The sequence below is a fragment of the Enterococcus lemanii genome, assembly GCF_016909125.1.
Classification (GTDB): domain Bacteria; phylum Bacillota; class Bacilli; order Lactobacillales; family Enterococcaceae; genus Enterococcus_I; species Enterococcus_I lemanii.
Genome location: NZ_JAFBFD010000001.1, coordinates 36,550 through 60,937, shown reverse-complemented (window position 1 = coordinate 60,937; position 24,388 = coordinate 36,550). Strand labels below are relative to the sequence as shown.

Genomic DNA, 24,388 nt, shown 5'->3' with positions numbered 1-24,388 from the left:
AGAGGAGTGATTTTTTTGCCGAATAGTGAAGTAAGACAACGAGTTTTTGACTTAAAAAGGCAGTTAAATCAATATGCCCATGAATACTATGTGCAAGATAAACCAACCGTTGAAGATTTTGTATATGACCGCCTATATACGGAATTGGTTGAACTAGAAAAACAATACCCTGAACTCATTGCAGCCGACTCACCTACCCAAAGAGTCGGCGGTATAATTGCCAGTGGCTTTGAAAAAGTCCAGCACGAAATACCCTTGTACAGTTTGAATGATGCCTTTAGTAAAGAAGATTTATTCGCTTTTGACCAACGCGTCACAAATGCATTAGGGCGAGCAGTTGCGTATACATGTGAATTGAAAATTGATGGGTTATCTATTTCGCTTCGGTATGAAGAAGGACAATTTGTTCGGGGTGCCACACGAGGGAATGGTGAAGAAGGTGAGAATATTACCGAAAATTTAAAAACCGTTCGCTCAATTCCAATGACGCTGACGCAACCATATTCGATGGAAGTCCGCGGAGAATGTTATATGCCTAAAGAATCTTTTTTGAAATTAAATCAAGAAAGAGAAGAAGCCGGACAAGATGTTTTTGCCAATCCACGAAATGCTGCAGCAGGTAGCGTTCGCCAACTTGATTCAAAAGTAACCGCTAGTCGAAACTTAAGCAGTTTTCTTTATACAGTGGCTGATGCTGGGACGCTACACGTAACCAATCAAAAAGACGCACTACAAGAATTGGCCGACTTAGGTTTTAAAGTCAATCACGAATACCAATTGTGTCAGACGATGGAGGAAGTTTGGCAATATATTGAACGTTATCATGAAAGACGTAGTGAGCTGCCCTATGAAATCGACGGGGTCGTGATCAAAGTCAATGATTTTCAATATCAAGAAGACTTAGGTTTTACAGTCAGAGCCCCACGTTGGGCGATCGCCTATAAATTCCCGCCAGAAGAAGTCGAAACAACCATCGAAGACATCGAATGGACGATTGGTCGCACGGGAGTCGTGACGCCAACAGCAGTTATGCAGCCTGTTAAAGTTGCAGGGACGACCGTTAGCCGGGCGAGTTTGCATAATCGTGATTATATTGAGCTAAAAGATATTCGCTTAAACGATACGGTCGTCATTTATAAAGCCGGCGACATCATTCCAGAAGTCGCGTATGTCGTTTTTGACAAAAGGCCCAAAGATAGCCAACCTTATCTGATTCCAACGCATTGCCCCATCTGCCACAGTGAATTGGTCCATTTAGAAGAGGAAGTAGCCTTACGCTGTATTAATCCAAAATGCCCAGCACAAATCAAAGAAGGTTTGAACCATTTTGTTTCACGTAATGCGATGAACATCGATGGCTTAGGACCAAAAGTTTTGGAGCAATTGTTTGATAAGGGCTTAGTGAAAGACGTAGCAGACTTATATTTCTTAACCGAAAGTGACTTTTTAACATTAAACAAAGTGAAAGAAAAATCCGCCCAAAACTTTTTAACCGCTATCCAAAAGAGTAAAAGCAATTCGGCAGAACGACTCTTATTTGGTTTAGGGATTCGTCATGTTGGCGCGAAAGCAGCTAAAATATTATTAGAGCATTTTGGCGACATTCCAACTTTAAGCCAAGCTGGAAAAGAAGATATCGCCAATCTGTATTCTATCGGAGAAACCATTGCAAGTAGTGTGACTACCTATTTTAGTAACCATGAGGTTCATGAACTAATGGACGAGTTACGAACAGCTGGAGTCAATCTCGCTTATTTAGGGAAGACAAGCGCAGAATTAAGCACGGTTGTTTCACCTTTTAAAGATAAGACGCTTGTTTTAACTGGGAAGCTAACGCACTTTAATCGTGAAGAAGCCAAAGCTCAAATTGAAAACCTCGGTGGGAAAGTAACCGGCAGCGTGTCGAAAAAAACCGATATTGTCGTGGCAGGCGAAGACGCTGGCAGCAAACGAACCAAAGCCCAAAGTTTAGGAATTACGATTTGGACGGAAGATGATTTGGTGGCTGCCTTAACGAATGAAAATCGTTAAGTAAACCGAGATTCAGGAATAAAAAACGGGCTAAGCATTTAAAGATAGCTAAAATAATGATACAATAGATTGAAAATTAAAATGCAAATGGCATGAAAGGATCGAGGGGATAAAAGTGGCAATTACTGAAAATGAAGTGAAACACGTGGCAAACTTAGCCAAATTATCATTTAATGAAGATGAATTACAAGAATTTACCACTCAATTAGGCAAAATTATTGAGATGGTTGAAACCTTAGAAGAAGTGGATACAACGGGTGTTCCATTTACTTCAAATGTGGTAGAAACGATTAACGTCATGCGTGAAGACGTCGCACAACCAGGGTGGGACCGCGCAGAATTAATGAAGAACGTACCAGAGTCAGAAGATGGCTTTATTAAGGTACCAGCAATTATGGATGATGGGGAGGCCGGCGCCTAATGACTGAATTGTATAAAAAAAGTTTAGTTGAGTTACACAACTTACTTGTTTCAAAAGAAATTACGGCAAGTGACTTAACACACGAAACATTCAATCGAATTAAAGACACAGAGCCAAAAGTGGATAGTTTTATTACTTTAAATGAAGAAAAAGCCTTAGAACTAGCAAAAGCGATCGATTTAAAAGGAGTAACTGAAAGTAATGTTTTAGCGGGGATTCCAATCGGGATCAAAGACAATATTGTCACGAAAGACTTATTAACGACCGCAGCTTCAAAAATGTTATATAACTTTAATCCAATTTACGATGCAACGGTAATGGATAAAATTTATCAAGCTGACATGATTCCAGTTGGTAAACTCAATATGGATGAGTTTGCGATGGGTGGCAGTTCAGAAACGTCTTACTTTAAGAAGACGAAAAATGCTTGGGATCATAGCAAAGTTCCGGGAGGGTCTTCAGGCGGTTCTGCGGCGGCGGTTGCTGCTGGACAAATTCCCGTTTCTTTAGGAACAGATACCGGTGGCTCGATTCGTCAACCAGCTGCATTTAACGGAATTGTTGGAATGAAGCCAACGTACGGACGTGTTTCTCGTTATGGTGTCATTGCATTTGCTTCTTCTCTTGACCAAATTGGGCCATTAACCCGTAATGTTGAAGACAATGCACATGTGTTAAATGCCATTAGTGGCTTTGATGCCAAAGATGGTACGTCAGCAGGACACAGTGTACCTGATTTTACGGCAAAGTTAACGGGTGACATTAAAGGGATGAAAATTGCTTTACCAAAAGAATACTTAGGTGAAGGCATTCAGCCAGATATTAAGGCGGCTATTTTAAAAGCAGCCGATACGTTCCGCGAATTAGGTGCAACGGTTGAAGAAGTCAGCTTACCACATTCAAAATATGGGGTTGCGGTTTACTATATTATTGCCTCTTCTGAAGCAAGTTCAAACTTACAACGTTTTGACGGGATTCGCTATGGTTACCGTTCAGAAAACATCGAAACCTTAGAAGACGTTTATGTCAACTCTCGTAGCGAAGGTTTCGGTACCGAAGTAAAACGTCGCATTATGTTAGGAAGTTTCTCTTTAAGTTCTGGTTATTATGATGCGCACTTTAAAAAAGCCGGTCAAGTTCGAACATTAATTAAACAAGATTTCGATCAAGTCTTTAACGACTATGATTTAATTATTGGCCCATCGGCACCAAACGTTGCTTACGGTATTGGTGAAAATATCAATGATCCAGTGGCGATGTACTTAAGCGATTTATTAACCATCCCAGTTAACTTAGCTGGTCTACCAGGTATGTCCATTCCAGCTGGTTTTTCTGAAGGCTTACCAATCGGTTTACAAATCATTGGAAAACATTTTGATGAAGCAACCATGTACCAAGCGGCTTATGCTTTTGAACAAGCAACTGATTTCCACACGAAAAAACCAGTGATTTTAGGAGGAGATAAATAATGAACTTCGAAACAGTCATTGGGCTAGAAGTCCACGTTGAATTAAAAACGAACTCTAAAATTTTCTCGCCGGCACCAGCTCATTTTGGTGCGGAACCAAACAGCAATACCCACGTGATTGACTGGGGATATCCAGGCGTTTTACCAGTTATGAATAAAACAGCTTTAGAATTTGGGATGAAAGCCGCGTTAGCATTAAATTGCGAAATTTCAAAAGATACGCATTTTGACCGTAAAAACTACTTTTACCCAGATAATCCAAAAGCGTACCAAATTTCACAATTTGATCAACCAATCGGCCACGATGGTTGGATTGAAATTGAAGTCGAAGGCAAAAAGAAAATCATTCGCATTGAACGCGTGCATTTAGAAGAAGATGCAGGGAAAAATATGCACGGCATGGGTGGGTATTCACACGTTGACTTAAACCGTCAAGGAACACCACTGATTGAAATCGTTTCGGAAGCAGACATGCGTTCACCGGAAGAAGCCTATGCGTATTTAGAAGCATTACGTTCAATTATCCAATTTACCGGTGTATCAGACGTGAAAATGGAAGAAGGTTCGATGCGTTGTGATGCCAACATCTCTTTACGCCCTTACGGCCAAGAAGAATTTGGAACCAAAGCAGAAATAAAAAACTTAAACTCACTAAACTTTGTTAAAAGAGGGTTGATTTTTGAAGAAAAACGCCAAGCAAAAGTTCTTTTATCTGGTGGGGAAATTCAACAAGAAACCCGTCGTTACGAAGAAGCAACGGGTCAAACGTCACTTATGCGTGTCAAAGAAGGTTCTTCTGATTACCGTTACTTCCCAGAACCAGACGTCCCACGTTTTGAAATTAGTGATGAGTGGATTGAAAGCATCCGTGCGACCTTACCAGAAATGCCGCAAGCTCGTCGCATACGCTATATTGAAGAACTAGACTTACCAGAATACGATGCCATGGTCTTAACATTAACCAAAGAAATGTCGGACTTCTTTGATGCGACAATTACAGCAGGCGCCGATGCCAAACAAGCATCAAACTGGTTAATGGGTGAAGTCTCTGCTTATTTAAACAGTGAAAAATTAGAATTACACGAAACAAAATTAACGCCTGAAAACTTAGCTGGCATGATTCGCTTGATTGCTGATGGTACAATTAGCTCAAAAATCGCGAAAAAAGTCTTCCGTGAGCTAATTATTAACGGCGGCGATGCAGAAAAAGTGGTAAAGGAAAAAGGCTTAATTCAACTTTCTGATCCAAGTCAATTATTGCCAATCATTAATGAAATTTTAGATAACAATGAAAAATCAATTGAAGACTTCAAAAACGGAAAAGACCGTGCAGTCGGCTTCTTAGTTGGGCAAATTATGAAAGCGACAAAAGGACAAGCCAACCCAGGTATCGTGAATAAGTTACTTCAAGAAGAATTAGCGAAAAGATAGGAGTATCCCATGAAAAAAGCTCGGGTCATTTATAATCCAACCTCAGGGAAAGAATTGGTAAAAAAAAGTTTGCCTGATATTTTAGATGTGTTAGAACAAGCTGGATTTGAAACGAGTGCTTTTGCGACAACTCCTGAACCAGATTCAGCAAAAAAAGAAGCCAAAAGAGCCGCTGAAGCCGGATTTGATTTAATCGTAGCAGCTGGCGGCGATGGCACGATTAATGAAGTCGTCAATGGCATCGCCCCCCTAGAAAAACGCCCACAAATGGCCATTATTCCAGGGGGGACAACCAATGACTACGCACGTGCCTTAAAAATTCCTCGTGACAATATTCGTGCAGCCGCCGAAGTGATTTTGAAAAATCAGACCGTCAAAATGGATATTGGCAAAACCGATAAAAAATATTTTATCAATATTGCCGCGGGTGGTCACTTAACCGAACTCACCTATGAAGTACCTTCAGAGCTGAAAAGTATTTTTGGTTATTTGGCTTACTTAGCGAAAGGAGCTGAGTTGTTGCCTCGGATCAAACCAATCAAAATGCATTTAAAGTATGATGATGGGGAGTATGATGGCAATGCCTCGATGTTCTTCCTTGGTTTAACCAATTCAGTTGGAGGGTTTGAGCAAATTGTTCCAGATGCCAAACTCGATGATGGGAAATTCTCTTTAATCATTGTCAAAACAGCCAACGTTTTTGAAATTATGCATCTCGTTGCTTTAATGATTAATGGTGGCAAACATATCAACGACCGGCGCGTATTATATACGAAAACATCGAAACTTGAAGTCAATTTATCCGAACCAGACAAGCGTTTAATGATTAACTTAGACGGCGAATATGGTGGTGATGCGCCGATGACATTTGAGAATTTACATAACCATATTGAATTTTATGCCGATTTAGATGCCATTCCAGACGAGGCGATTCTAGGCGAATACGAAGAAGTCAGCAAAGAATTCTTAGAAGAAGTCGAACGTTTAAAAGAAAGTAATTACGAAAAACAAACTGAATAGTTGTAAGAAGGAAATAAGAGAGAAACACTTTTGTTTGGCTCTTATTTCCTTTCTTGCCGTCTTTTTGTTAAAATACAAGTAATAAAAACATAAAGGAGCACCAAAATGAATCCAATCAATCTAAAAAAGAACCAAGAATTAGAAGTTGAAATTATTGACTTGTCACATGAAGGCTTGGGGGTTGCTAAAGTCGATACCTATCCGCTTTTTATAGAAAATGCCTTACCAGGTGAGATCATTCAAGCTAAAATTATGAAAGTCGGTACCAAGTTTGGTTATGCAAGAGTTATTGAACGCATCCAAACTAGCCCTGATCGTCAAGAAGTTATTAACGAAAACTTGTTAAGAACAGGCATTGCGCCACTTAGCCATTTAAGCTACGAACAACAATTACTGTTTAAACAAACACAAGTTGAAAAAGTCATGACCAAAATTGCTAAAATGCCTGAAGTTGAAGTTTTACCAACTTTAGGGATGGAAAATCCTATCCAATACCGCAATAAAGCCCAAATCCCAGTGCGCAAAAAAGAGGGCGAACTTGTCACCGGCTTTTACCGTAAAAATAGCCATCAAATCATTCCAGTCGAAGACTTTTATATTCAAGACCCAGCGATTGATGCAGCGATTATCAAAGTTCGCGATATTTTATCACGCTTTGGCATTACGGCTTATAACGAAGAAATGAATGAAGGCTTTATGCGCCATATTGTTGTCCGTCGCGGCCACTACTCACACCAAATGATGATTGTTTTAGTGACCCGTCGTGCCAAATTCTTTAAAGGCCGAGAAATTGCGGCTGTGATTAAAGAACAAATTCCGGAAGTCGTTTCAGTGATTCAAAACGTGAACGAAGAAAAAACTAACGTCATCTTAGGCCCAATCGAAAACGTACTTTACGGCCAAGCATACATCGAAGACCAATTACTTGGCAAAACGTACCGTATTTCAGCTAAATCATTCTACCAAGTCAATACTGTTCAAACCGAAAATCTTTACAAAAAAGCTTTCGAGTTCGCAGCATTAAAACCAACGGATACCGTGATTGATGCATACGCTGGTATTGGTACAATTGGCTTAAGCATTACCAATCAAGTCAAACACGTCTATGGAATGGAAATTGTTGCAGAAGCCGTCAGCGATGCCAACGAAAATGCCAAATTAAACGGCATTGAAAACGCGACCTACTTAGTCGGTAAAGCCGAAAAAATGATGGCCCAATGGCAAAAAGTCGGCATTGAACCAGATGTAGTCTTTGTGGATCCACCAAGAAAAGGCTTAGACGCAAGCTTTATTGAAGCGACTTGCGATATGCAACCAGAAAAAGTTGTTTATATTTCATGCAATCCAGCTACAATGGCCCGCGACTTAGTCTTATTTAAAGAACGTGGCTATGAAGCGAAAGTGGTACAGCCGGTTGACTTGTTCCCGCAGACGCATCACGTTGAGACGGTAGTATTGATGTCAAGGGTGGATAAGTAAGCGTGTAATAAGATAAGTAAATAAAGGCTTTCCGTGATTTGAGATCTGGTTCTAAGCCGGAAGGATAATCGCGGATTTTTACTATGAGGGAAGTTATCCAAGATTGGTGAAATAAAAAAATATCAGCCGAAATAATTGTTGATGTGGTGAGTTGATAAGATGATTGGCAAAACAATGGTGAGTTGATAGAATTGCTGTCAAAAAGTCAGAAAATATTTACACTTAATATTGACTGAGTCAATAAAATGAAGTATAATGAATATTAAGTGGAATTATAGCTCTGCACCAGGAGGTGAGAACTTGATTGGATTAGAATATATTTTAAACCTCTATAACCTTCAACATATAGAACTTGCAGAAAAACTTGGTATTAAAAAACAAAATATAAACATGTGGGTGAAAGGGCGACAGAACATTCCAAAAAAGTATCTACCGATTTTAGAAGAACTTTTTGGAATTGATGTGTCTTACTTTGGACGTGAGCTTACAGAAATTGATCAGTTGGAAATCCAGAAGGAAAAGCTGAAAAGAGATCTGAAGCCTGTAATCAAGAAGCATGAGCAGCAGTTTTCTTTGGGAGAGATTAATGATCTTGTTGAAGTTCCCATTTACGATAAAGAAGAAATGAATGCCATCGAACGAGATATTGAAAAAGCAAAACTCATATCAAGGTTTAAGGCTGCAATGAATGTGGTGGAAAACAACCCATATATGGAGACGTATAAGCTTATGGTAGAACTACTTGAAAAAGTCCAGCATGAATCCGTTCTCCATAAAACGATTGAAGCGTTGGCACACTATTACGAAGTCTTACCTGATTGGGTAAGCAGCGAACCAGAACAAGAAGGCTTTGAAGGTGAAATATTCGAAGTCTTTGAAGATCATAACTATTAAACATTTGAAGGAAAAAGATGACCGAGAAAACAGGAAACATAGGATTTGAAGAAGACCGAGATGAATACGAAGCAGAGAATATCATCTGGGTTCCTAAAGAAGCGAATAGTTTGCCAGCTTTGAAGGAAAAGCTGGTGGAGAATTTTGGACATCTACTATCATAATTAAGACTGTAGTTGAGATGATTAAACCATGGCGAGAGGAGGCGATTATTTGTTTGTAGGAGATACTATGATTAATTCAATTGAAGAAAATAAAAATAGAAATATCGTTTCGATTAGCTCGACCGATATTCTTGAAAATACAATACGTGAACAAATGCCTGGCATATTGGATATTTTGTTAATTGATCGAACGACATCAACTTCGAAGAAGAAAAAAAATATTATATGGGCAAACGAAAATTATGTGAAGTTCGGCTCAAAAGCTTATGCGGCAACTGCTCAGATGTTACCTGAATTAGTTACAGGGCGAATGGGAAATATCATTAAACCGCGTGCTCTCAAATCTAAGGAGATGCAAAAAGAACGAACCAAATCAAAAGCAGAGGTGTTCACACCTACCTGGATTGTGAAGAAGCAAAATGATGAGATTGAAAAAGATTATATAAACGATGATTTGGAAACGTACGTGAAGCGGACTTGGTTAGAGATTACAGCTGGTGAAGCGCCCTATATGGCGACTCGTTATGATATGGAAACTGGTGAAATAGTGCCACTTACTAAACGGGTTGGCTTTGTCGATAGGAAACTTAAACGTATCAATGCAGAAGTTGACGATAAAGCAGAATGGCAACGTTTAGTGGTTGAAGCGTATAAATCAAGCTATGGTTTTGAGTGGAGTGGTGACTCACTTTTACTTGCTAGGGAAAATCTTCTTTACACATACAGAGATTATTATTTTCAAAAATGGCTCGAAGAACCAACTTATGGCTTGTTTGCAAATATAGCGAAAATTATCAGTTACAATCTTTTTCAGATGGATGGTTTGAAGTATATCATCCCATTAACGGAAAAACGCGAAAAGATTCTTGAAGTACAAATGTCACTTTTTGATTATGAAGAGCCAGAGGAACAATGGAGGATAAAGTCAGGAAAACGCGTAAAAATCATGAACTGGGAAACGAATAAAATGGAATTCTTTGACAAAGGAGTTAGGTAGATATGAGTCATAATACGGTTATCAAAACGACTAAAATCATTTATCCACAAATTTACGCTTATACGTTGCCAACTATCCAAGACTATAATGGGTGGGTAAAAATCGGCTATACTGAACGTAAAAATGTTGATGAACGCATTAAGGAGCAAACAAAAACGGCGGCTATTAACTTAGCTTATGACAAATTGTGGTCTGAACCAGCAAAGTTCAATACTTCTGATGATTGGTTTAAGGACAAACAACTGCATACTTATTTGCGTAGGTACAAAAATATTGAACAGCGCACTAATACTGAGTGGTTTTTCTATAATGGGACACCAGAAAAATCCCATGCTGATTTTAATGATTTTCGTAATAATGAGAGAAGTCAGGTAAAGGAAAAATTGCAGTATACCTTGCGAAATGAGCAAGGAGATGCTGTTAATATGACGCTTGATTATGCAAAAAAATATAAAGGTGGCGAATTCTTGTGGAATGCTAAACCAAGATTTGGTAAAACACTCACAACGTATGATTTCATAAGAAAACTTGATGCGTCTAAAGTTTTAATCGTAACCAACCGACCGGCTATTGCAAATTCTTGGTTTGATGATTTTGAAAAATTCATTGCATGGCAAACGGACTATGCATTTGTTTCTACTAGTGATTCCTTGAAAGATCGTCCAGTAATGGATCGAGATGAGTTTACTGCACAGATGATGGATGGTAAGAATAAAATGCTGGCCTTTATTTCGCTTCAAGATTTAAAAGGAGCCATTTCATTTGGCGGAAGCCACGACAAACTAAAATGGGTGAAAGACTTAGAATGGGATTTACTTGTTATCGATGAATCACATGAAGGGGTTGACACTTTTAAAACTGATATCGCGTTTGAAAATATCAATCGTAATTTCACATTACATTTATCGGGGACGCCTTTTAAAGCAGTTGCATCAGGTAAGTTTTCAGATGATCAAATTTATAACTGGACATATGCTGATGAACAAGAGGCAAAAGCCGATTGGGCCATAGAGTCTGAAGAAAATAATCCATACGACAAAATGCCTCGTTTAAGCTTGTTTTCTTATCAGATGAGTCAAATGATCACTGATGAAGTAAATAAAGGTGCAAAAATTGACGGCGAGAACATTGACTATGCCTTTGATCTAAATGAATTTTTTGAAACCAATGATGCAGGGAAGTTTATCCACGAAGCAGATATAAAGAAATGGTTGGATTCTCTGTCTCATAATGAGAAGTACCCGTTTTCTACAAAAGAACTACGCGCTGAATTAAAACACACATTTTGGTTATTAAATCGCGTAGCTAGCGCGAAGGCTCTTGAGAAATTACTTAAGAATCATCCCGTTTTTGATAGCTACGAAATCATTCTTGCTGCAGGTGATGGTAGAACAACTGATGACCAAATCATCAATCAAAAGTCACTAGATCGTGTTAGAGATGCAATTGCAGAAAATGATCGAACTATAACATTATCAGTTGGTCAATTAACGACTGGTGTAACGGTGCCTGAGTGGACAGCAGTACTCATGCTATCAAATATGAAATCACCAAGTCTGTATATGCAAGCGGCATTTCGTGCTCAAAATCCATGGGAGTATGAAGTGAATGGTGAAATGCATCAAAAAGAAAATGCTTATGTTTTCGACTTTGCACCTGAACGTACACTTACTATTTATGATGAGTTTGCAAATAACCTATCCCGTAAGACGACAAACGGTGGTGGGACAACCGACGACCGTAGAGACAATATTAGAACCTTATTAAATTTTTTCCCAGTCATTGCAGAAGATAATGAAGGGAAAATGGTCGAGCTTGATGTGAATCAAGTCTTAACTATTCCAAAGGCAATTAAGGCACAAGAGGTCGTTCGTCGTGGATTCATGTCTAACTTGCTATTCCAAAATATTTCGGGAATATTTGCTTCAGCTGGGGCACGTGAAATCCTAGAGCAATTAAATCCGGTTGATCAAGGGAAAACTGTGCCACGTAAGACGGATGATCCGATTGATGCCAAGGATGTAAAAGTTGATGACATTGGTGAAGTAATTGTTGAACAAGATATAGTAATAGCGACAACAGAAGCTCATTTTGGCGAAAAGATCTATGCAGATATCAAAGCAACAGTTGAAAAAGCAGCAGATGACGCCGCTAACAACTTATCAAATATGGTTGCAACTAGCTTCAAACAAAGCACACAAGATGCTGTGAAAGAACTGGCAAAAGAAAACGGATTAACCGCTAAAGCAGCAGAACAAGTTGTGCAACAAAGTGCTAATGTCATCGCACGTGAAGTTGAAACTGTTCAAAAGCAAGCTGAAATTAAACATAATGAAGCTGAAGCGGAATACAAGGCAGTGGTTGCTGAATCGCATAATGACTCAATCAAGATAGCAGAAGCGAAAGCAAATTACGAAGCCAAGAAACAAGAAATCGAAAAAAACTTCAAGAAAGAAGTTGTTGCGACTGTTGAAACCAAGACTAAGGAATTGACGCAAAAAGCAACTGAAAAAGTGCTTCAAAAAGCGGAAGAGAAGAAGAAGAACACAGTTGAAGAGGATGTTCGAGCGCGCTTGCGTGGCTTTGCTCGTACAATTCCATCATTCTTGATGGCTTATGGTGAGCCTACAACAACGCTTGCTAACTTTGACACGACTATCACAGATTCAGTTTTCAAAGAAGTGACCGGTATCACCTTAGATCAATTCCGTGCTTTGCGTGATACTTATAATTTCTTTGACCCAATCGTATTTGATGAGTCATGTCAGGAGTTCTTGCATAAACGTCAAGAATTGGCTAACTACTTTGATGAAAGTCAAGAAGAGGATATTTTCGATTACATCCCACCGCAACAAACCAACCAAATCTTTACACCGAAAAAAGTAGTAAAGATGATGGTGGATAAGTTGCAGGAAGAAAGCCCAGAAGATTTCAGGAACCCAGATAAGACATTTGTTGATTTATACATCAAATCGGGTTTGTATTTAACAGAAATCGTGAAACGTTTATATGTCGGCTTAGAGAATCAAATTCCTGATAAAGATTCTCGCTTGAAGCACATTCTAGAAAACCAAGTCTATGGATTTGCACCAAGTGAAATCATCTATAATATCGCGCGGAATTTTATTTTTGGATTCGATGAAAATGCGAAAAGTATTGATGATTCCCACATAGTATATCTAGATACAACGGCTTTTGCTCGTGGTGAAGGTGATTTTGAAGCTAAATGTGATGAATTGTTTGGAGGTAATAAATAATGAAATTTGACGTAGTAGTGGGAAATCCTCCGTATCAAGAGGAGGCGAAGGGAACAAGTTCAAGTGAAGATCCAATTTATAACTTATTTTATGACTTCGCAGAAAAAAATGCGCCTAAATATTGTTTAATTTCTCCTGCACGATTTTTGTTCAATGCCGGTAAAACACCGTCAGCATGGAATCAAAAAATGTTGCAGGATGAGCATTTAAGCGTAGTTTTCTATGAACAAGATAGTAATAATGTCTTTTCTGGAACTTCTATACCGGGCGGAATATCTGTAATATATCGAGATGAGTCAAAGAATTTTGGAAAGATAGGCACGTTTGTAAGTTTTTCAGAACTGAAAACCATAAAGGGAAAAGTATGGGAAAAGGCGGAGTCAAGTATCCGTGAAATAATCTATACTCAAAACAAATTTGATTTAGATTCACTTTATTCTGACTATTCAGAGTATAAGGAATTAATTGGTAGCGAAGGAAGAGACAAGCGGTTCAGACAAATTATTATGGAGCGTTTGGACGTCTTTACTGAAACTCGTCAGAATGAAGATGATTTAAGAATTTTAGGGTTAATAAGCAAAGAAAGAAGTTATAGATATATTCCAAGAAAGTATGTAGAGTGGACAAATTGGATTGATAAATATAAGGTTTTTGTTCCATTTTCTAATGGGGCGTCAGGCGCTTTAGGAAAAGAAGCAGCTCGACTTATTAGTAAACCAGTACTAGGATATCCGGGTGATGGTATGACTCAAACATTTATTGGGTTTGGTTCATTAAATACCGAAAACGAGGGAGTGTCATTATTGAAGTATATCAAGAGCAAGTTCTGTCGTGTTTTATTAGGTATCCTGAAAGTAACACAAGGGAATAAATCTGAAACCTGGGAATATGTTCCTTTAGAGGATTTTACGGCGAAATCTGATATTGATTGGACAAAATCAATTCCAGAAATCGACCAACAGTTATATAAAAAATATGGTCTGGACCAAAATGAAATTAACTTTATTGAGAGTAAAGTGAAAGCGATGGATTAAGATATGTTGGGGGTGTAGATTATGTACAGCATTAAAGGGAAACAAGCTGCAAGGATTGAACCGGTCACTTTTTCAGAACTGAATATGACTGAAAATGATATAGAGGAAGTTTTAAGAAACAGTATTGATATGATCTGTGATGAAGAAGAATCTATGCTCATTGTCGGTAGACAAGTTAGAAATGAGAAGAATGGAAGAAGTGATTTGACCGCAGTCGATAACAACGGAAATATTGTACTAATTGAAATTAAGAGGGACCGAAAAGATATTGAACATCGCAAAGAAGCTTTTGAATTTCAAGCAATAAGATATGCAGCTAGTTATGCAACAATAGATAAAATCGATGATTTAGTGAAAAAAGTTTACGCTCCATACATTGAAAAATATAGAAGTGAGTTTGAACCGGGAGAGTTAACCTCATTTGAACTTGGTATTCGTAAGTTAAATGAGTTCCTTCGGGTGAATGATGCACAGAAGAACTTCAATGAAAAGCAAAGGATCATCTTGGTGGCGTCTGATTTTGATGAGCAGACATTGTCGGCAGTTGCGTGGCTTAATAGCAATAATGTTGATATGAGTTGCTATAGATTAACTCCGTACAAGCTGAATGAAGATATATTTTTCTATGTAGAAAAGCTACTTCCGGTTACCAATTACGATGATTATTATGTGAACTTGATGGACAAGTCGGCTGTCACAACAGTAACTGGAGATAAGAAAATCACACGAAGATCACTGCCTAAAATTGACTTAATGCTTGAATGGGGTGTGGTTAAAGAAGGCGACATCATTGTTGCTAAAGGTAGAGAAGATGAAGGAAGGCTTCTATCCAATGGCAATGTAATGGTCAATGGTGAAGAAAAGTCCATGCAAGCGTGGTTGAAAGAAATTTATGGCTGGTCTAGCGTTCAGACTTATGTTTTTGCTGTACATAAAGAAACTGGTAAAACTCTGTCTCAGATTCGTGAAGAGTATATGGCGCAAAAGGAGTCTGGCAGCACTGTAGAATAGAAAATAATAGTTGAGCTTAAAAACTGAATTAAAATTATATGTAGCCGTTTCAAGAAAGGGGGGAGATTTGTCTATGGCAGGTAGTCGTTCATTTACAGACTATGTAAGAAATACATTCGATAATCAATTTTGGGCAATAGCTGACGAATATCTGCGTGAGAATATCAATCCCCTAGATATGAAGCTGTTTAAAGTGCATAAGGCTGGTGAACCAGAAATTATTGACGTACTGGTGGAACATGTATGGGTTGAAGATTTGCCAGAAATGAGAATACAATTTGATGTGGCTATATCCGTTACGTTTGAAATTCCAGAGGCTGATTATCATTATGATGGTTCTGAAGAAAAGAGAATATGGCTTATGGTTCGTTGTCGCGGAGATCTTAGTTGTAATCTAGATGATTTCGAGATTTTTGAAGTTTCCGATTACACTGGGAAAAACCGTGCTAAAAATCCATTAGATGATTCACTTGTTCCCTATATTCAATATGAAAAACTCGATGAAGTGGCTACATCATTTCTTGAAGGATACTACCCGGAAGCCCTTAAAATCACTCAAAGTAAACAGGATCCAGTTTGGGTTAATCCTGAAATTCTTATAGAAAGGCTTGGCTTAACTTTAAAGACTCAACGTATAAGAGAAGATGCTTCGGTATTTGGTCAAATCTATTTTGTTGATACTGAAGCAGAGATGTACGATTCAAAAACTGAAAGCGATATGAGTATGCATATTGATGGAAAAACTATTATTGTTGATCCTAAGATATATTTGCTTAGAAATCTTGGTTCGGTGAATAATACAATCATACATGAATGTGTTCATTGGGTAAAACACCGAAAGGTATTTGAACTGGAAAGGCTATATAATACTTCAGCTTCGCATATTAGTTGTGAAGTGACTGGCGGAGCTATCTCGACTCTTTCAAGAAAGTCTACTGAATGGATGGAGAAGCAAGCCAACCAACTGACACCTAGAATTCAAATGCCAGCAGAACCTTTTAGAATTAAGGCAAAACAGTATGTTGCTAAATTTATGCAAGAATCGAATGCTAGGCACGTAGTTGATGTGATGGAGAAGGTCATTACTGCATTAGAAGTTAGTTTTGGGGTATCAAGGCAAGCAGCAAAGATCCGTCTTGTAGAACTAGGATTTGAAGAAGCGATAGGTACATACACATATCTTGATGGGCATTATGTAAAGCCGCATGGTTTTCGCAAAGGCTCAATCAAGATAAGTCAGACATTTTCTTTAAGTGCTCAGGACGCAGCTGTAGAGCGTTTTATCAATCCTAAACTTCGTGAACTAACTGATGATGGAGATTATCTTTTTGTAGACAACCATTTTGTGTACAATTCTCCACTTTATGTAGAGCGTGATAAAAATGGAAGATTAGATTTAACTGGATATGCCCGTTCTCATATGGATGAATGTTGTCTAGTATTTGATATGAGGATCACAAGTAAAGTTGATAATATTTATCATACCACTTGTTTCTTGAACCGTGAGCCAAGTGATATCACATTTGGTATAAAGTTTCACAATGGATTTGAAAATGCACCTCAAGAACGCCAAATTCAAATGCGAAAGAAAATTCAAGCTGAAGAACTAGACATTCGCAAACAGATGACAGATGACCCTGAACAGTGTATGGATCTTCTTCTTGGATGGCGAAAAATGAATTATACTGATTTAGGTCTTGAAATAGATAGAGACCCCAAAACCATAAGTAGAACGGTAAAGGGGGATACAAAACCAAAGGTCGAGACAGCAGCACTAATATGTTTTGGACTAAACCTACCACCAATTATTAGTATGAAGCTGATGGAGGTATTAGACTGTAAGTTAAATCCTATGAAATATCCGGATCACCAATGGATAAATGAGGCATTATACATGAAATACCCAGAGCCGATATGGGCTGTCCGCGAGTATCTTGAGCCCTACGGGGTAGTAATTTAAAATTTTTTTATCCAAAAATCGGACATGACGTGTCCATTCTATAGAAAAATAAACAGACCTGTTAACAAATAGGGTCTGTTTTTCATATGTTTAATAAAGAAAACTGACGGAAACAGCCCTATTATCAACAGGGGAGAAAAACGCCGGAGTTATCTAAGAAGCCTTTAAGAGGCAGAAATAGATAACTTCGGCGTTTTTTTTGTTGCATAAATTTAGAGGACATAGCGTGTCCATTTTCAAAAAAATATTCATGATACATTTTAAATAGATAAGCAATAGTGCTTTCTAAATAATATCTCAATGTCCGAGATGCGCATTAGGACGGCGGGATGCATAAGAGTTCAGAACACAGTGATAAAGACTGTGTTTGGAATGAAGATGCACCCACCGTGATTTCCTGCGCCCAATTTTGGACGAGTGGAGTCTGTGGTCATCTTCGCCGCAGGCTCTTTTTGTATTCCGCCGTCAATGCCCGGACGGAAAGGAATACTTTATGAAGATTCGAGTTTTATATGAAGACAACATCAAAAACAGTCACAAGAACTACACCACAATTGAAATTCCAGATGGAGATTACAGCGTCATGCTGGATATCGACTATGAGCAACGTCTTGCAGAAGCAAAGCCGGAAAAGAAAGCAGAGGTGAAACGCTGCGAGACTCTACAGGAAATGTTCGACCTCATGAACAACAAGGAATATAACCATTGGCGCCGCTACCATAGGCACCTTGGTAATCCTAAGACACCTTATCGAAAAGATGATGAAGTTGAAATTGATGTCATGGATACTTTCGCTGATAACTCCCAGGAGATAGAACGCAATCACCAAGATGAGTACGAATCTGTCTGCCAATGGATACGCACCGTTCTTGGTAAAAAGCAAGATTGGGCAGATATGTTTATCGCAGTTCGTATGGAAGGTATGTCGATTCGAGAATATGCCAGTTCCATCGGTGTAAGTGAAAACAACATTACTCAGAAATTAAAGCGAGCCACAAAGAAATTACAAGAAGAATATGAAAACCGTCAGATTTGACCTTCTCCCAAGGCTACTAGGTAGGAGGTCAAGACCTCCAAAAAAAAATAAGGAGGTAATTCGAATGGAATTACAAGTTTACAAAAATGCAGAGTTCGGTTCTGTGCGTACTACAACGATTGGCGGCCAACCATATTTTGTAGGTAAGGATGTAGCAAGCATTCTCGGTTATACAAATACCCGAAAAGCATTAATTGACCATGTTGATGAAGAGGATAAGGGGGTAACGAAATGTGACACCCTTGGTGGAAAACAGGATTTGATTATTATCAATGAATCCGGTCTTTATAGCCTCATACTCTCAAGCAAAATGCCAAATGCTAAGAAGTTTAAGCGATGGGTCACCAATGAAGTCCTCCCTGCTATTCGCAAACATGGACTTTATGCAACAGACGATTTAATCGCAAATCCAGACCTTGCCATTGCTGCTTTTACTGCACTGAAAGAGGAACGAGAAAAGAACAAGGAATTGATGGCAGCCGTTGCGATTGGTCAGCAGCAGATTGCCGAGATGAAACCCAAGGCTACTTACTATGATGTGGTTCTTAAATGCAGGGATGCAGTCAATATTTCTGTGATTGCTAAAGATTACGGCTGGAGTGCCATGCGCATGAACGAACACCTTCATGAAAAAGGGATTCAGTTTAAGCAAGGTGATATTTGGCTTCTTTATCAGAAATATGCTCCAAATGGATACACAAAAACCAACACTCACATTTATGAAGATAGCAAAGGTATCCAACATACGAAAGTGCATACCAAGTGGACGCAAAAAGGCAGACTCTTTATCTATGAACAGTTGAAAGCGGACGGTATTTATCCGCAGATTGAGATGGAGGTGTGATATGGGAATCAATAAATTCAATGCAGAGGGGTATCATGACCCAACTCCCCATGAAGCACTTAGCAATATCACCCGTGAGGAAAAGGCAGCAGCAAAAGCTGCCTTTAAGCCCCTTGTCTATATTTGCTCTCCTTTTAGTGGCGATATTGAAAACAACAATAAGCGCACACGAGCATTTTGCCGTTTTGCTTTAGATAAGGGCAATATCCCGCTTGCTCCTCACCTTCTATTTCCTCAGTTCATGGATGACAGCAATGAACAGGAACGTGACCTTGCTATTTTCATGGATATTATCCTGATGGGCAAATGCCAAGAGGTCTGGGTTCTAGGTGATGTGATTTCAAGGGGCATGAGTATTGAAATTGAAAAAGCAAAGAAACGCAGACAGCCGGTTAGATACTTTAATAAAGATTTTGAGGAGGTAGAGTCTCTATGAAGATAGCATACGGCAACAGCCGAATGGATAAAAAGTGGAAAAACACAGACATCAGCTGGGAGGACTTCTGCTCCCGGGTTAAGAACACACAGCGTACCACTGAAACCGTAGAAGAATATCGAAAAATGAGAAAAGGTGGTCAGGATTCCATTAAAGATGTCGGGGGGTTTGTCGGCGGTCACTTAAAAGATGGTAGACGTAAAAAAGGGAATGTTCTATCACGCTCCATGCTCACCCTTGATATGGATTATGGCACAAGTACTATCTGGGAAGAAATCTCTACCTTCTTCCCTTATCAGTGTTGTATTTATTCTACTCATAAGCATACTCCAGAACATCCAAGATTAAGGCTGATCATTCCACTCTTTCGTGATGTGGGAGAAGAGGAGTATGCAGCCGTTAGTCGCATGGTCGCAAAAGAAATCGGCATAGACCTTTTTGATGACACAACCTATGAACCAGAACGATTAATGTATTGGCCGTCTACTTCTAGAAATGGCATTTTTGTGTATGAGGAAAAAGATGGTTCTCTCCTTGATCCTGATGTATTTCTAAGTAAATACGATGATTGGCGAGACACCAGTACTTGGCCCGTATCCTCCAGGCAATCAGAAGTCCTTGACCGCTCATTAAAAGAACAAGCCGATCCGCTTTCCAAGGAAGGTGTTATCGGTACTTTTTGCCGCACCTACTCAGTTAGCCGAGCGATCGATACGTTCTTAAAGGATATATACGAGCCTTCAGCAATGATTGGTCGCTATGATTATATCCCGGCTGATTCCAGTGCCGGTGTCATACTCTATGATGATAAATTTGCTTATTCCCACCACGCAACAGATCCTGCAAGTGGGCGGCTTCTTAATGCTTTTGACCTTGTTCGCATCCATCGATTTGGTCATTTAGATGATAGGGCAACAGAAAGCACACCTCCAAGCAAACTCCCATCCTTTATCAACATGTGCGAATTTGCCATCCAAGACGATGAAGTAAAAGCACAGTTTACGAAAGAGCGGATGGAACAGGCATCAATCGATTTTACGGAGGATAATTGGCAGACAGCCCTTGAACTGGATAAGCAAGGAAAAATTAAGGATACCTTGGATAATATTGTTCTCATCATCCGTAACGATTCAGAACTGGAATCCATTGCTTTTAATAAGCACCGTGATGGAATCGATGCTAGAGACGGACTGCCTTGGGAACAGATGAAGGGCGGCTGGAATGATTCGGATAATGCGGCTCTTAAAGTTTATCTATCTAATAAATACGGCATCTACTCCCCAACCAAAACAAAGGACGCCATACTAGCAGTCGCAGCAGAGCGATCCTATCATCCTATAAAAGAATACCTGGATCATCTACCAGATTGGGATGGAACCGATCGCGTTGAGACCTTACTGATTGATTATTTTAATGCAACAGATAATTCCTATACCAGAGCCGTTACTAGAAAAATGATGGTGGCAGCAGTAGCTAGAATTCTTCATCCTGGTACGAAATTTGACAGCGTTTTAATTCTGAATGGACCACAAGGCATCGGTAAGTCTACCTTCTTTGCAAAACTTGCAGGTGATTGGTTTTCCGATAGTTTAACCCTCACCGATATGAAAGACAAAGCAGGCCCTGAAAAACTTCAAGGGTACTGGATCTTAGAACTGGGCGAACTAGCTGGCATGCGAAAAACCGATGTGGAGGTTGTGAAATCCTTTATTTCAAGATCCGATGATAAATACCGTGCCAGTTATGGGGTGAATGTTGAAAGCCACCCACGTCAATGTATCATTGTCGGCTCTACCAATGCAGAAAGTGGATTTTTGCGAGACATCACGGGTAACCGAAGATTCTGGCCAGTGCGTATTAGTGGTGATGGTAAAAGAAAAGCATGGCAGATGTCCGTATACGATGTAGAGCAGATTTGGGCAGAAACTTTGGTACTTTATGCCAAAGGTGAAAAGCTCTATTTAGAGGGCAGTGATGTAGAGTTGGCAACGAATGAGCAGGCAGATGCCATGGAAAGTGATGAGCGAGAAGGCCTTGTTCGCAGCTATCTCGATACGCTGTTACCCGATGATTGGAATGACATGTCCTTATACGAGCGAAGAAATTACCTAAACGGTAGTGAGTTTGGTGGGGAATCCCGTGTTGGCACGGTAGAACGTACGATTGTTTGCAATATGGAAATTTGGTGTGAATGCTTTGGAAGGGATGCCTCCGCCATGAAGCCTGCGGACTCCTATGCCATTGCAGGCATTATGAAAAAGATTAATGGGTGGAACAAGTACCAAGGGAACAAGAATGGAACAAGTAATTTCCCCATTTATGGTAGGCAACGTTGTTACGAGAAGAATGAGTAAGGTCGTTCCTTGTTCTTTAGTTGTTCCTTATGCTTGTTCTCTTAAAAACCCAGTCATTACCGATGTTCTGGCTTTACTGGAATGAGTAGAACAAGAGTTTTACTACTTAGTAATAAATTAATAAATAGTAGTAGTAAAGCATCGTGAGCGTATGTATGCGCGCGTATAGGAAAAAACGTTAAAAGTTGTGCTTGTTGTTCCTGATGAATTTATGGAGGTCATTTATGCAAGAAAAATATATAGAACAAAAACTGGTAGCGACAGTAAAAAGCATGGGAGGTATTGCCCCGAAATTTGTGAGTCCTGGAATAGATGGCATGCCCGACCGTATTGTGTTACTTCCCATGGGAAGAATCGCCTTTGTCGAATGTAAGGCGACAGGAAAAAAGATGCGACCTTTACAGAAAAAAAGAAAGAAGCAATTAGAGGCATTAGGTTTTCTAGTCTATTGCCTTGATGATGTAGAACAGATTGGAGGGATACTTAGTGAAATACAAGCCACATGAATACCAAAGCTATGCCACTGAATTCATTCTATCCCATCCCATATCGGCTGTATTTCTTGAAATGGGTTTAGGTAAAAGTGTGATTACCTTATCTGCCATCTTTGATTTGTGTTTAGATAGCTTTCTAGTATGTAAGGTGTTAGTGATTGCGCCTTTAAGAGTAGCAAGGGACACATGGCCAGCAGAAATCAATAAGTGGGATCATTTAAAAGGGCTCTCTTACTCGGTGGCAGTGGGAACGGAAAAAGAAAGAATCGATGCTCTCAAGAAACAATCCACGCTATACATTATCAACCGTGAGAACGTGGATTGGTTGGTTCACAAAAGTGGTATTCCTTTTCAATTTGATATGGTGGTCATTGATGAATTGTCATCCTTTAAGTCTTATGGCGCAAAGCGGTTTAAGAGTCTCCTCAAAGTAAGACCCTCTGTAAAAAGAATAGTCGGTCTTACCGGTACTCCTTCCAGTAATGGATTAATGGATTTATGGGCTGAATTTCGAATTCTTGATTTGGGTCAAAGGCTCGGACGCTACATTAGCCATTACCGAAATACCTATTTTAAGCCAGATAAGCGAAACGCACAGATTGTATTTTCTTATAAACCACTGCCAGGTGCGGAAGAGGAAATCTACAAACAAATATCGGACATCACCATTTCTATGAAATCTACTGATTATCTCAAGATGCCTGAATATGTCAGTAATGAAGTGTTTGTCACTTTAAGTGAAAAAGAATGGAAAGTCTATTCAGATTTTAAGGAAGACATGGTGGCTAACTTAGGTGATGAAGAAATTGATGCTGTTAATGCGGCAGTCCTTTCTGGAAAACTGCTACAGATGGCAAATGGTGCAGTATACGATAGCGAAAATAAAGCTCATGTGATTCATGACAAAAAGCTAGATGCCTTGGAAGATTTAATCGAAGGAGCAAATGGGAAACCGATCCTTGTTGCTTATTGGTATAAGCATGATTTAGAACGGATTAAAGAGCGATTTCCGGTAAGGCAAATTCAGTCATCAAAGGATATTGAGGGTTGGAATGATGGCAAGATACCCATTGCGGTTATTCATCCAGCCAGTGCAGGTCATGGTCTTAATCTTCAAAGCGGCGGTTCAACGCTTATCTGGTTTGGTCTGACCTGGTCACTAGAGCTGTATCAGCAAACCAATGCAAGACTTTATAGGCAGGGTCAAAAGAATACAGTTATTGTTCACCACATCATCACCAAAGACACCATCGATGAAGACGTACTGCTTGCACTCACAAAAAAGGAGAAAACTCAAGATGCCTTGATTGATGCGGTAAAGGCGAATTTAGAGGTGATGCGATGACAGAACCTTATCAAGATTTAGCCAATGCCATTATTTTGATGGCTGTTAAGGATTATAGAGATGCCTTAAAGAAACTAAAGAAACGTCCACGTTATGGACCGGCACAAGATTTGAAAAACGAGGTGGAGAGGTTCTTCCGCTCTGATTGGTATAGAGAACTTACCTCTGTTGATGGAGAAATCCTAATCAAAAAGCTACAAGCGGAGGTGAGCGAGTAATGAAAGCAAAAGAATATTTACATCAAGCCTACAGGCTAGATAAAAGAATTCAATCCAACATTGAGGAAATGGAAAGGCTAAGAGAGTTATCGACCAGTGTTTCCTCCCCCAGTTGGGGTGAGAGAATACAGAAGGGGCGGCATACCGATGCTTTGTTTGTCAGATACCTGGAGCGAATTGAAGAACTTCAAATCAAGATTAATGATGAGGTGGATCATCTTGTAGCACTTAAAGCAGAGATTCGAGATGTGATTAATAAAGTAACGGATATCGATGAACGCATGGTGTTACGTTACCGCTATGTTCATAACTTTACCTGGGAGCAAATCGGTGATGAGCTGAATGCTGATAAGAGTACCATTCGCAGATGGCATGGCAATGCCTTAAATCATGTTGTCGTACCTGAGAATCCAATTGTTATTCAAATGTTGAACAGCAATGAGCACTTTTGAGCAGAGATAAGCACCTCATCTTCGTGTTACATTATAATCAGC

21 protein-coding genes are annotated in these 24,388 nt (G+C 39.4%); all 21 read left to right on the top strand.

What is annotated here, in order from left to right; translation table 11 throughout:
• Window positions 1-15: 15 nt before the first annotated feature.
• Window positions 16-2,031, top strand: coding sequence for an NAD-dependent DNA ligase LigA (gene ligA / locus JOD14_RS00305; protein ID WP_239576009.1), 2,016 nt, complete (start codon window positions 16-18; stop codon window positions 2,029-2,031).
• A 115-nt stretch (window positions 2,032-2,146) separates the two neighbouring features.
• Window positions 2,147-2,452, top strand: a complete 306-nt coding sequence (gatC, locus tag JOD14_RS00300; RefSeq protein WP_204652686.1) for an Asp-tRNA(Asn)/Glu-tRNA(Gln) amidotransferase subunit GatC — start codon at window positions 2,147-2,149, stop codon at window positions 2,450-2,452.
• Entirely contained in the window at window positions 2,452-3,921 is a 1,470-nt protein-coding gene (gene gatA / locus JOD14_RS00295; RefSeq protein WP_204652685.1) for an Asp-tRNA(Asn)/Glu-tRNA(Gln) amidotransferase subunit GatA, read from the top strand. Before gatC ends, gatA begins: the two co-directional genes overlap by 1 nt.
• Entirely contained in the window at window positions 3,921-5,351 is a 1,431-nt protein-coding gene (gene gatB, locus JOD14_RS00290; protein ID WP_204652684.1) for an Asp-tRNA(Asn)/Glu-tRNA(Gln) amidotransferase subunit GatB, read from the top strand. The genes gatA and gatB overlap by 1 nt, the downstream gene beginning before the upstream one ends.
• A gap of 9 nt (window positions 5,352-5,360) precedes the next feature.
• On the top strand, window positions 5,361-6,371 hold the full coding sequence (locus tag JOD14_RS00285; RefSeq protein WP_204652683.1) for a diacylglycerol kinase: 1,011 nt from the start codon (window positions 5,361-5,363) through the stop codon (window positions 6,369-6,371).
• 105 nt (window positions 6,372-6,476) lie between these two features.
• Entirely contained in the window at window positions 6,477-7,850 is a 1,374-nt protein-coding gene (rlmD, locus tag JOD14_RS00280; protein ID WP_204652682.1) for a 23S rRNA (uracil(1939)-C(5))-methyltransferase RlmD, read from the top strand.
• Between the two features lie 300 nt (window positions 7,851-8,150).
• Entirely contained in the window at window positions 8,151-8,744 is a 594-nt protein-coding gene (locus JOD14_RS00275) for a helix-turn-helix domain-containing protein (RefSeq protein ID WP_204652681.1), read from the top strand.
• 17 nt (window positions 8,745-8,761) lie between these two features.
• Window positions 8,762-8,908, top strand: a complete 147-nt coding sequence (locus JOD14_RS13585; RefSeq protein WP_159443861.1) for a hypothetical protein — start codon at window positions 8,762-8,764, stop codon at window positions 8,906-8,908.
• Window positions 8,909-8,957: 49 nt separating this feature from the next.
• A complete protein-coding gene (locus JOD14_RS00265) occupies window positions 8,958-9,905 on the top strand; it encodes a restriction endonuclease (RefSeq protein WP_239576008.1) in 948 nt (315 codons plus the stop codon).
• A 2-nt stretch (window positions 9,906-9,907) separates the two neighbouring features.
• Window positions 9,908-13,162 (top strand): DEAD/DEAH box helicase family protein, encoded by a 3,255-nt coding sequence (locus JOD14_RS00260; protein WP_204652680.1) that lies wholly within the window; start codon window positions 9,908-9,910, stop codon window positions 13,160-13,162.
• Complete coding sequence (locus JOD14_RS00255) at window positions 13,162-14,196, top strand: Eco57I restriction-modification methylase domain-containing protein (RefSeq protein WP_204652679.1); 1,035 nt, start codon at window positions 13,162-13,164, stop codon at window positions 14,194-14,196. The genes JOD14_RS00260 and JOD14_RS00255 overlap by 1 nt, the downstream gene beginning before the upstream one ends.
• 21 nt (window positions 14,197-14,217) lie before the next feature.
• Window positions 14,218-15,207, top strand: coding sequence for a hypothetical protein (locus JOD14_RS00250; RefSeq protein WP_204652678.1), 990 nt, complete (start codon window positions 14,218-14,220; stop codon window positions 15,205-15,207).
• A 73-nt stretch (window positions 15,208-15,280) separates the two neighbouring features.
• Window positions 15,281-17,167 carry an ImmA/IrrE family metallo-endopeptidase gene (locus JOD14_RS00245; protein WP_204652677.1) on the top strand — a complete coding sequence of 629 codons (1,887 nt, stop codon included), beginning with the start codon at window positions 15,281-15,283 and terminating at the stop codon, window positions 17,165-17,167.
• Window positions 17,168-17,660: 493 nt separating this feature from the next.
• Window positions 17,661-18,203, top strand: a complete 543-nt coding sequence (locus JOD14_RS00240) for an RNA polymerase sigma factor (RefSeq protein WP_204652676.1) — start codon at window positions 17,661-17,663, stop codon at window positions 18,201-18,203.
• A 64-nt stretch (window positions 18,204-18,267) separates the two neighbouring features.
• On the top strand, window positions 18,268-19,047 hold the full coding sequence (locus JOD14_RS00235; protein WP_204652675.1) for a phage antirepressor KilAC domain-containing protein: 780 nt from the start codon (window positions 18,268-18,270) through the stop codon (window positions 19,045-19,047).
• 1 nt (window position 19,048) lies between these two features.
• Window positions 19,049-19,483, top strand: a complete 435-nt coding sequence (locus tag JOD14_RS00230) for a DUF7768 domain-containing protein (RefSeq protein ID WP_204652674.1) — start codon at window positions 19,049-19,051, stop codon at window positions 19,481-19,483.
• Window positions 19,480-21,837, top strand: coding sequence for a virulence-associated E family protein (locus JOD14_RS00225; RefSeq protein WP_204652673.1), 2,358 nt, complete (start codon window positions 19,480-19,482; stop codon window positions 21,835-21,837). The genes JOD14_RS00230 and JOD14_RS00225 overlap by 4 nt, the downstream gene beginning before the upstream one ends.
• A gap of 224 nt (window positions 21,838-22,061) precedes the next feature.
• Window positions 22,062-22,343 (top strand): VRR-NUC domain-containing protein, encoded by a 282-nt coding sequence (locus JOD14_RS00220; protein WP_204652672.1) that lies wholly within the window; start codon window positions 22,062-22,064, stop codon window positions 22,341-22,343.
• Complete coding sequence (locus JOD14_RS00215; RefSeq protein ID WP_204652671.1) at window positions 22,324-23,676, top strand: SNF2-related protein; 1,353 nt, start codon at window positions 22,324-22,326, stop codon at window positions 23,674-23,676. The genes JOD14_RS00220 and JOD14_RS00215 overlap by 20 nt, the downstream gene beginning before the upstream one ends.
• Window positions 23,673-23,894: a hypothetical protein gene (locus tag JOD14_RS00210; protein WP_204652670.1), complete on the top strand. Its 222-nt coding sequence runs from the start codon at window positions 23,673-23,675 to the stop codon at window positions 23,892-23,894. The genes JOD14_RS00215 and JOD14_RS00210 overlap by 4 nt, the downstream gene beginning before the upstream one ends.
• The gene (locus JOD14_RS00205; RefSeq protein ID WP_127722890.1) at window positions 23,894-24,346 is read left to right on the top strand and encodes a DUF1492 domain-containing protein; all 453 of its coding nucleotides are present in this window, start codon (window positions 23,894-23,896) and stop codon (window positions 24,344-24,346) included. Before JOD14_RS00210 ends, JOD14_RS00205 begins: the two co-directional genes overlap by 1 nt.
• Window positions 24,347-24,388 lie beyond the last annotated feature (42 nt).

Bases quoted from the DNA above. Each gene is read 5' to 3' on its own strand.
- JOD14_RS00260 (WP_204652680.1), top strand. From the start codon at position 9,908: ATGAGTCATAATACGGTTATCAAAACGACTAAAATCATTTATCCACAA.
- JOD14_RS00205 (WP_127722890.1), top strand. From the start codon at position 23,894: ATGAAAGCAAAAGAATATTTACATCAAGCCTACAGGCTAGATAAAAGA.
- JOD14_RS00250 (WP_204652678.1), top strand. From the start codon at position 14,218: ATGTACAGCATTAAAGGGAAACAAGCTGCAAGGATTGAACCGGTCACT.
- gatA (WP_204652685.1), top strand. From the start codon at position 2,452: ATGACTGAATTGTATAAAAAAAGTTTAGTTGAGTTACACAACTTACTT.
- JOD14_RS13585 (WP_159443861.1), top strand. From the start codon at position 8,762: ATGACCGAGAAAACAGGAAACATAGGATTTGAAGAAGACCGAGATGAA.
- JOD14_RS00245 (WP_204652677.1), top strand. From the start codon at position 15,281: ATGGCAGGTAGTCGTTCATTTACAGACTATGTAAGAAATACATTCGAT.
- JOD14_RS00210 (WP_204652670.1), top strand. From the start codon at position 23,673: ATGACAGAACCTTATCAAGATTTAGCCAATGCCATTATTTTGATGGCT.
- JOD14_RS00285 (WP_204652683.1), top strand. From the start codon at position 5,361: ATGAAAAAAGCTCGGGTCATTTATAATCCAACCTCAGGGAAAGAATTG.
- rlmD (WP_204652682.1), top strand. From the start codon at position 6,477: ATGAATCCAATCAATCTAAAAAAGAACCAAGAATTAGAAGTTGAAATT.
- gatB (WP_204652684.1), top strand. From the start codon at position 3,921: ATGAACTTCGAAACAGTCATTGGGCTAGAAGTCCACGTTGAATTAAAA.
- JOD14_RS00225 (WP_204652673.1), top strand. From the start codon at position 19,480: ATGAAGATAGCATACGGCAACAGCCGAATGGATAAAAAGTGGAAAAAC.
- JOD14_RS00235 (WP_204652675.1), top strand. From the start codon at position 18,268: ATGGAATTACAAGTTTACAAAAATGCAGAGTTCGGTTCTGTGCGTACT.
- JOD14_RS00240 (WP_204652676.1), top strand. From the start codon at position 17,661: ATGAAGATTCGAGTTTTATATGAAGACAACATCAAAAACAGTCACAAG.
- JOD14_RS00230 (WP_204652674.1), top strand. From the start codon at position 19,049: ATGGGAATCAATAAATTCAATGCAGAGGGGTATCATGACCCAACTCCC.
- JOD14_RS00220 (WP_204652672.1), top strand. From the start codon at position 22,062: ATGCAAGAAAAATATATAGAACAAAAACTGGTAGCGACAGTAAAAAGC.
- JOD14_RS00255 (WP_204652679.1), top strand. From the start codon at position 13,162: ATGAAATTTGACGTAGTAGTGGGAAATCCTCCGTATCAAGAGGAGGCG.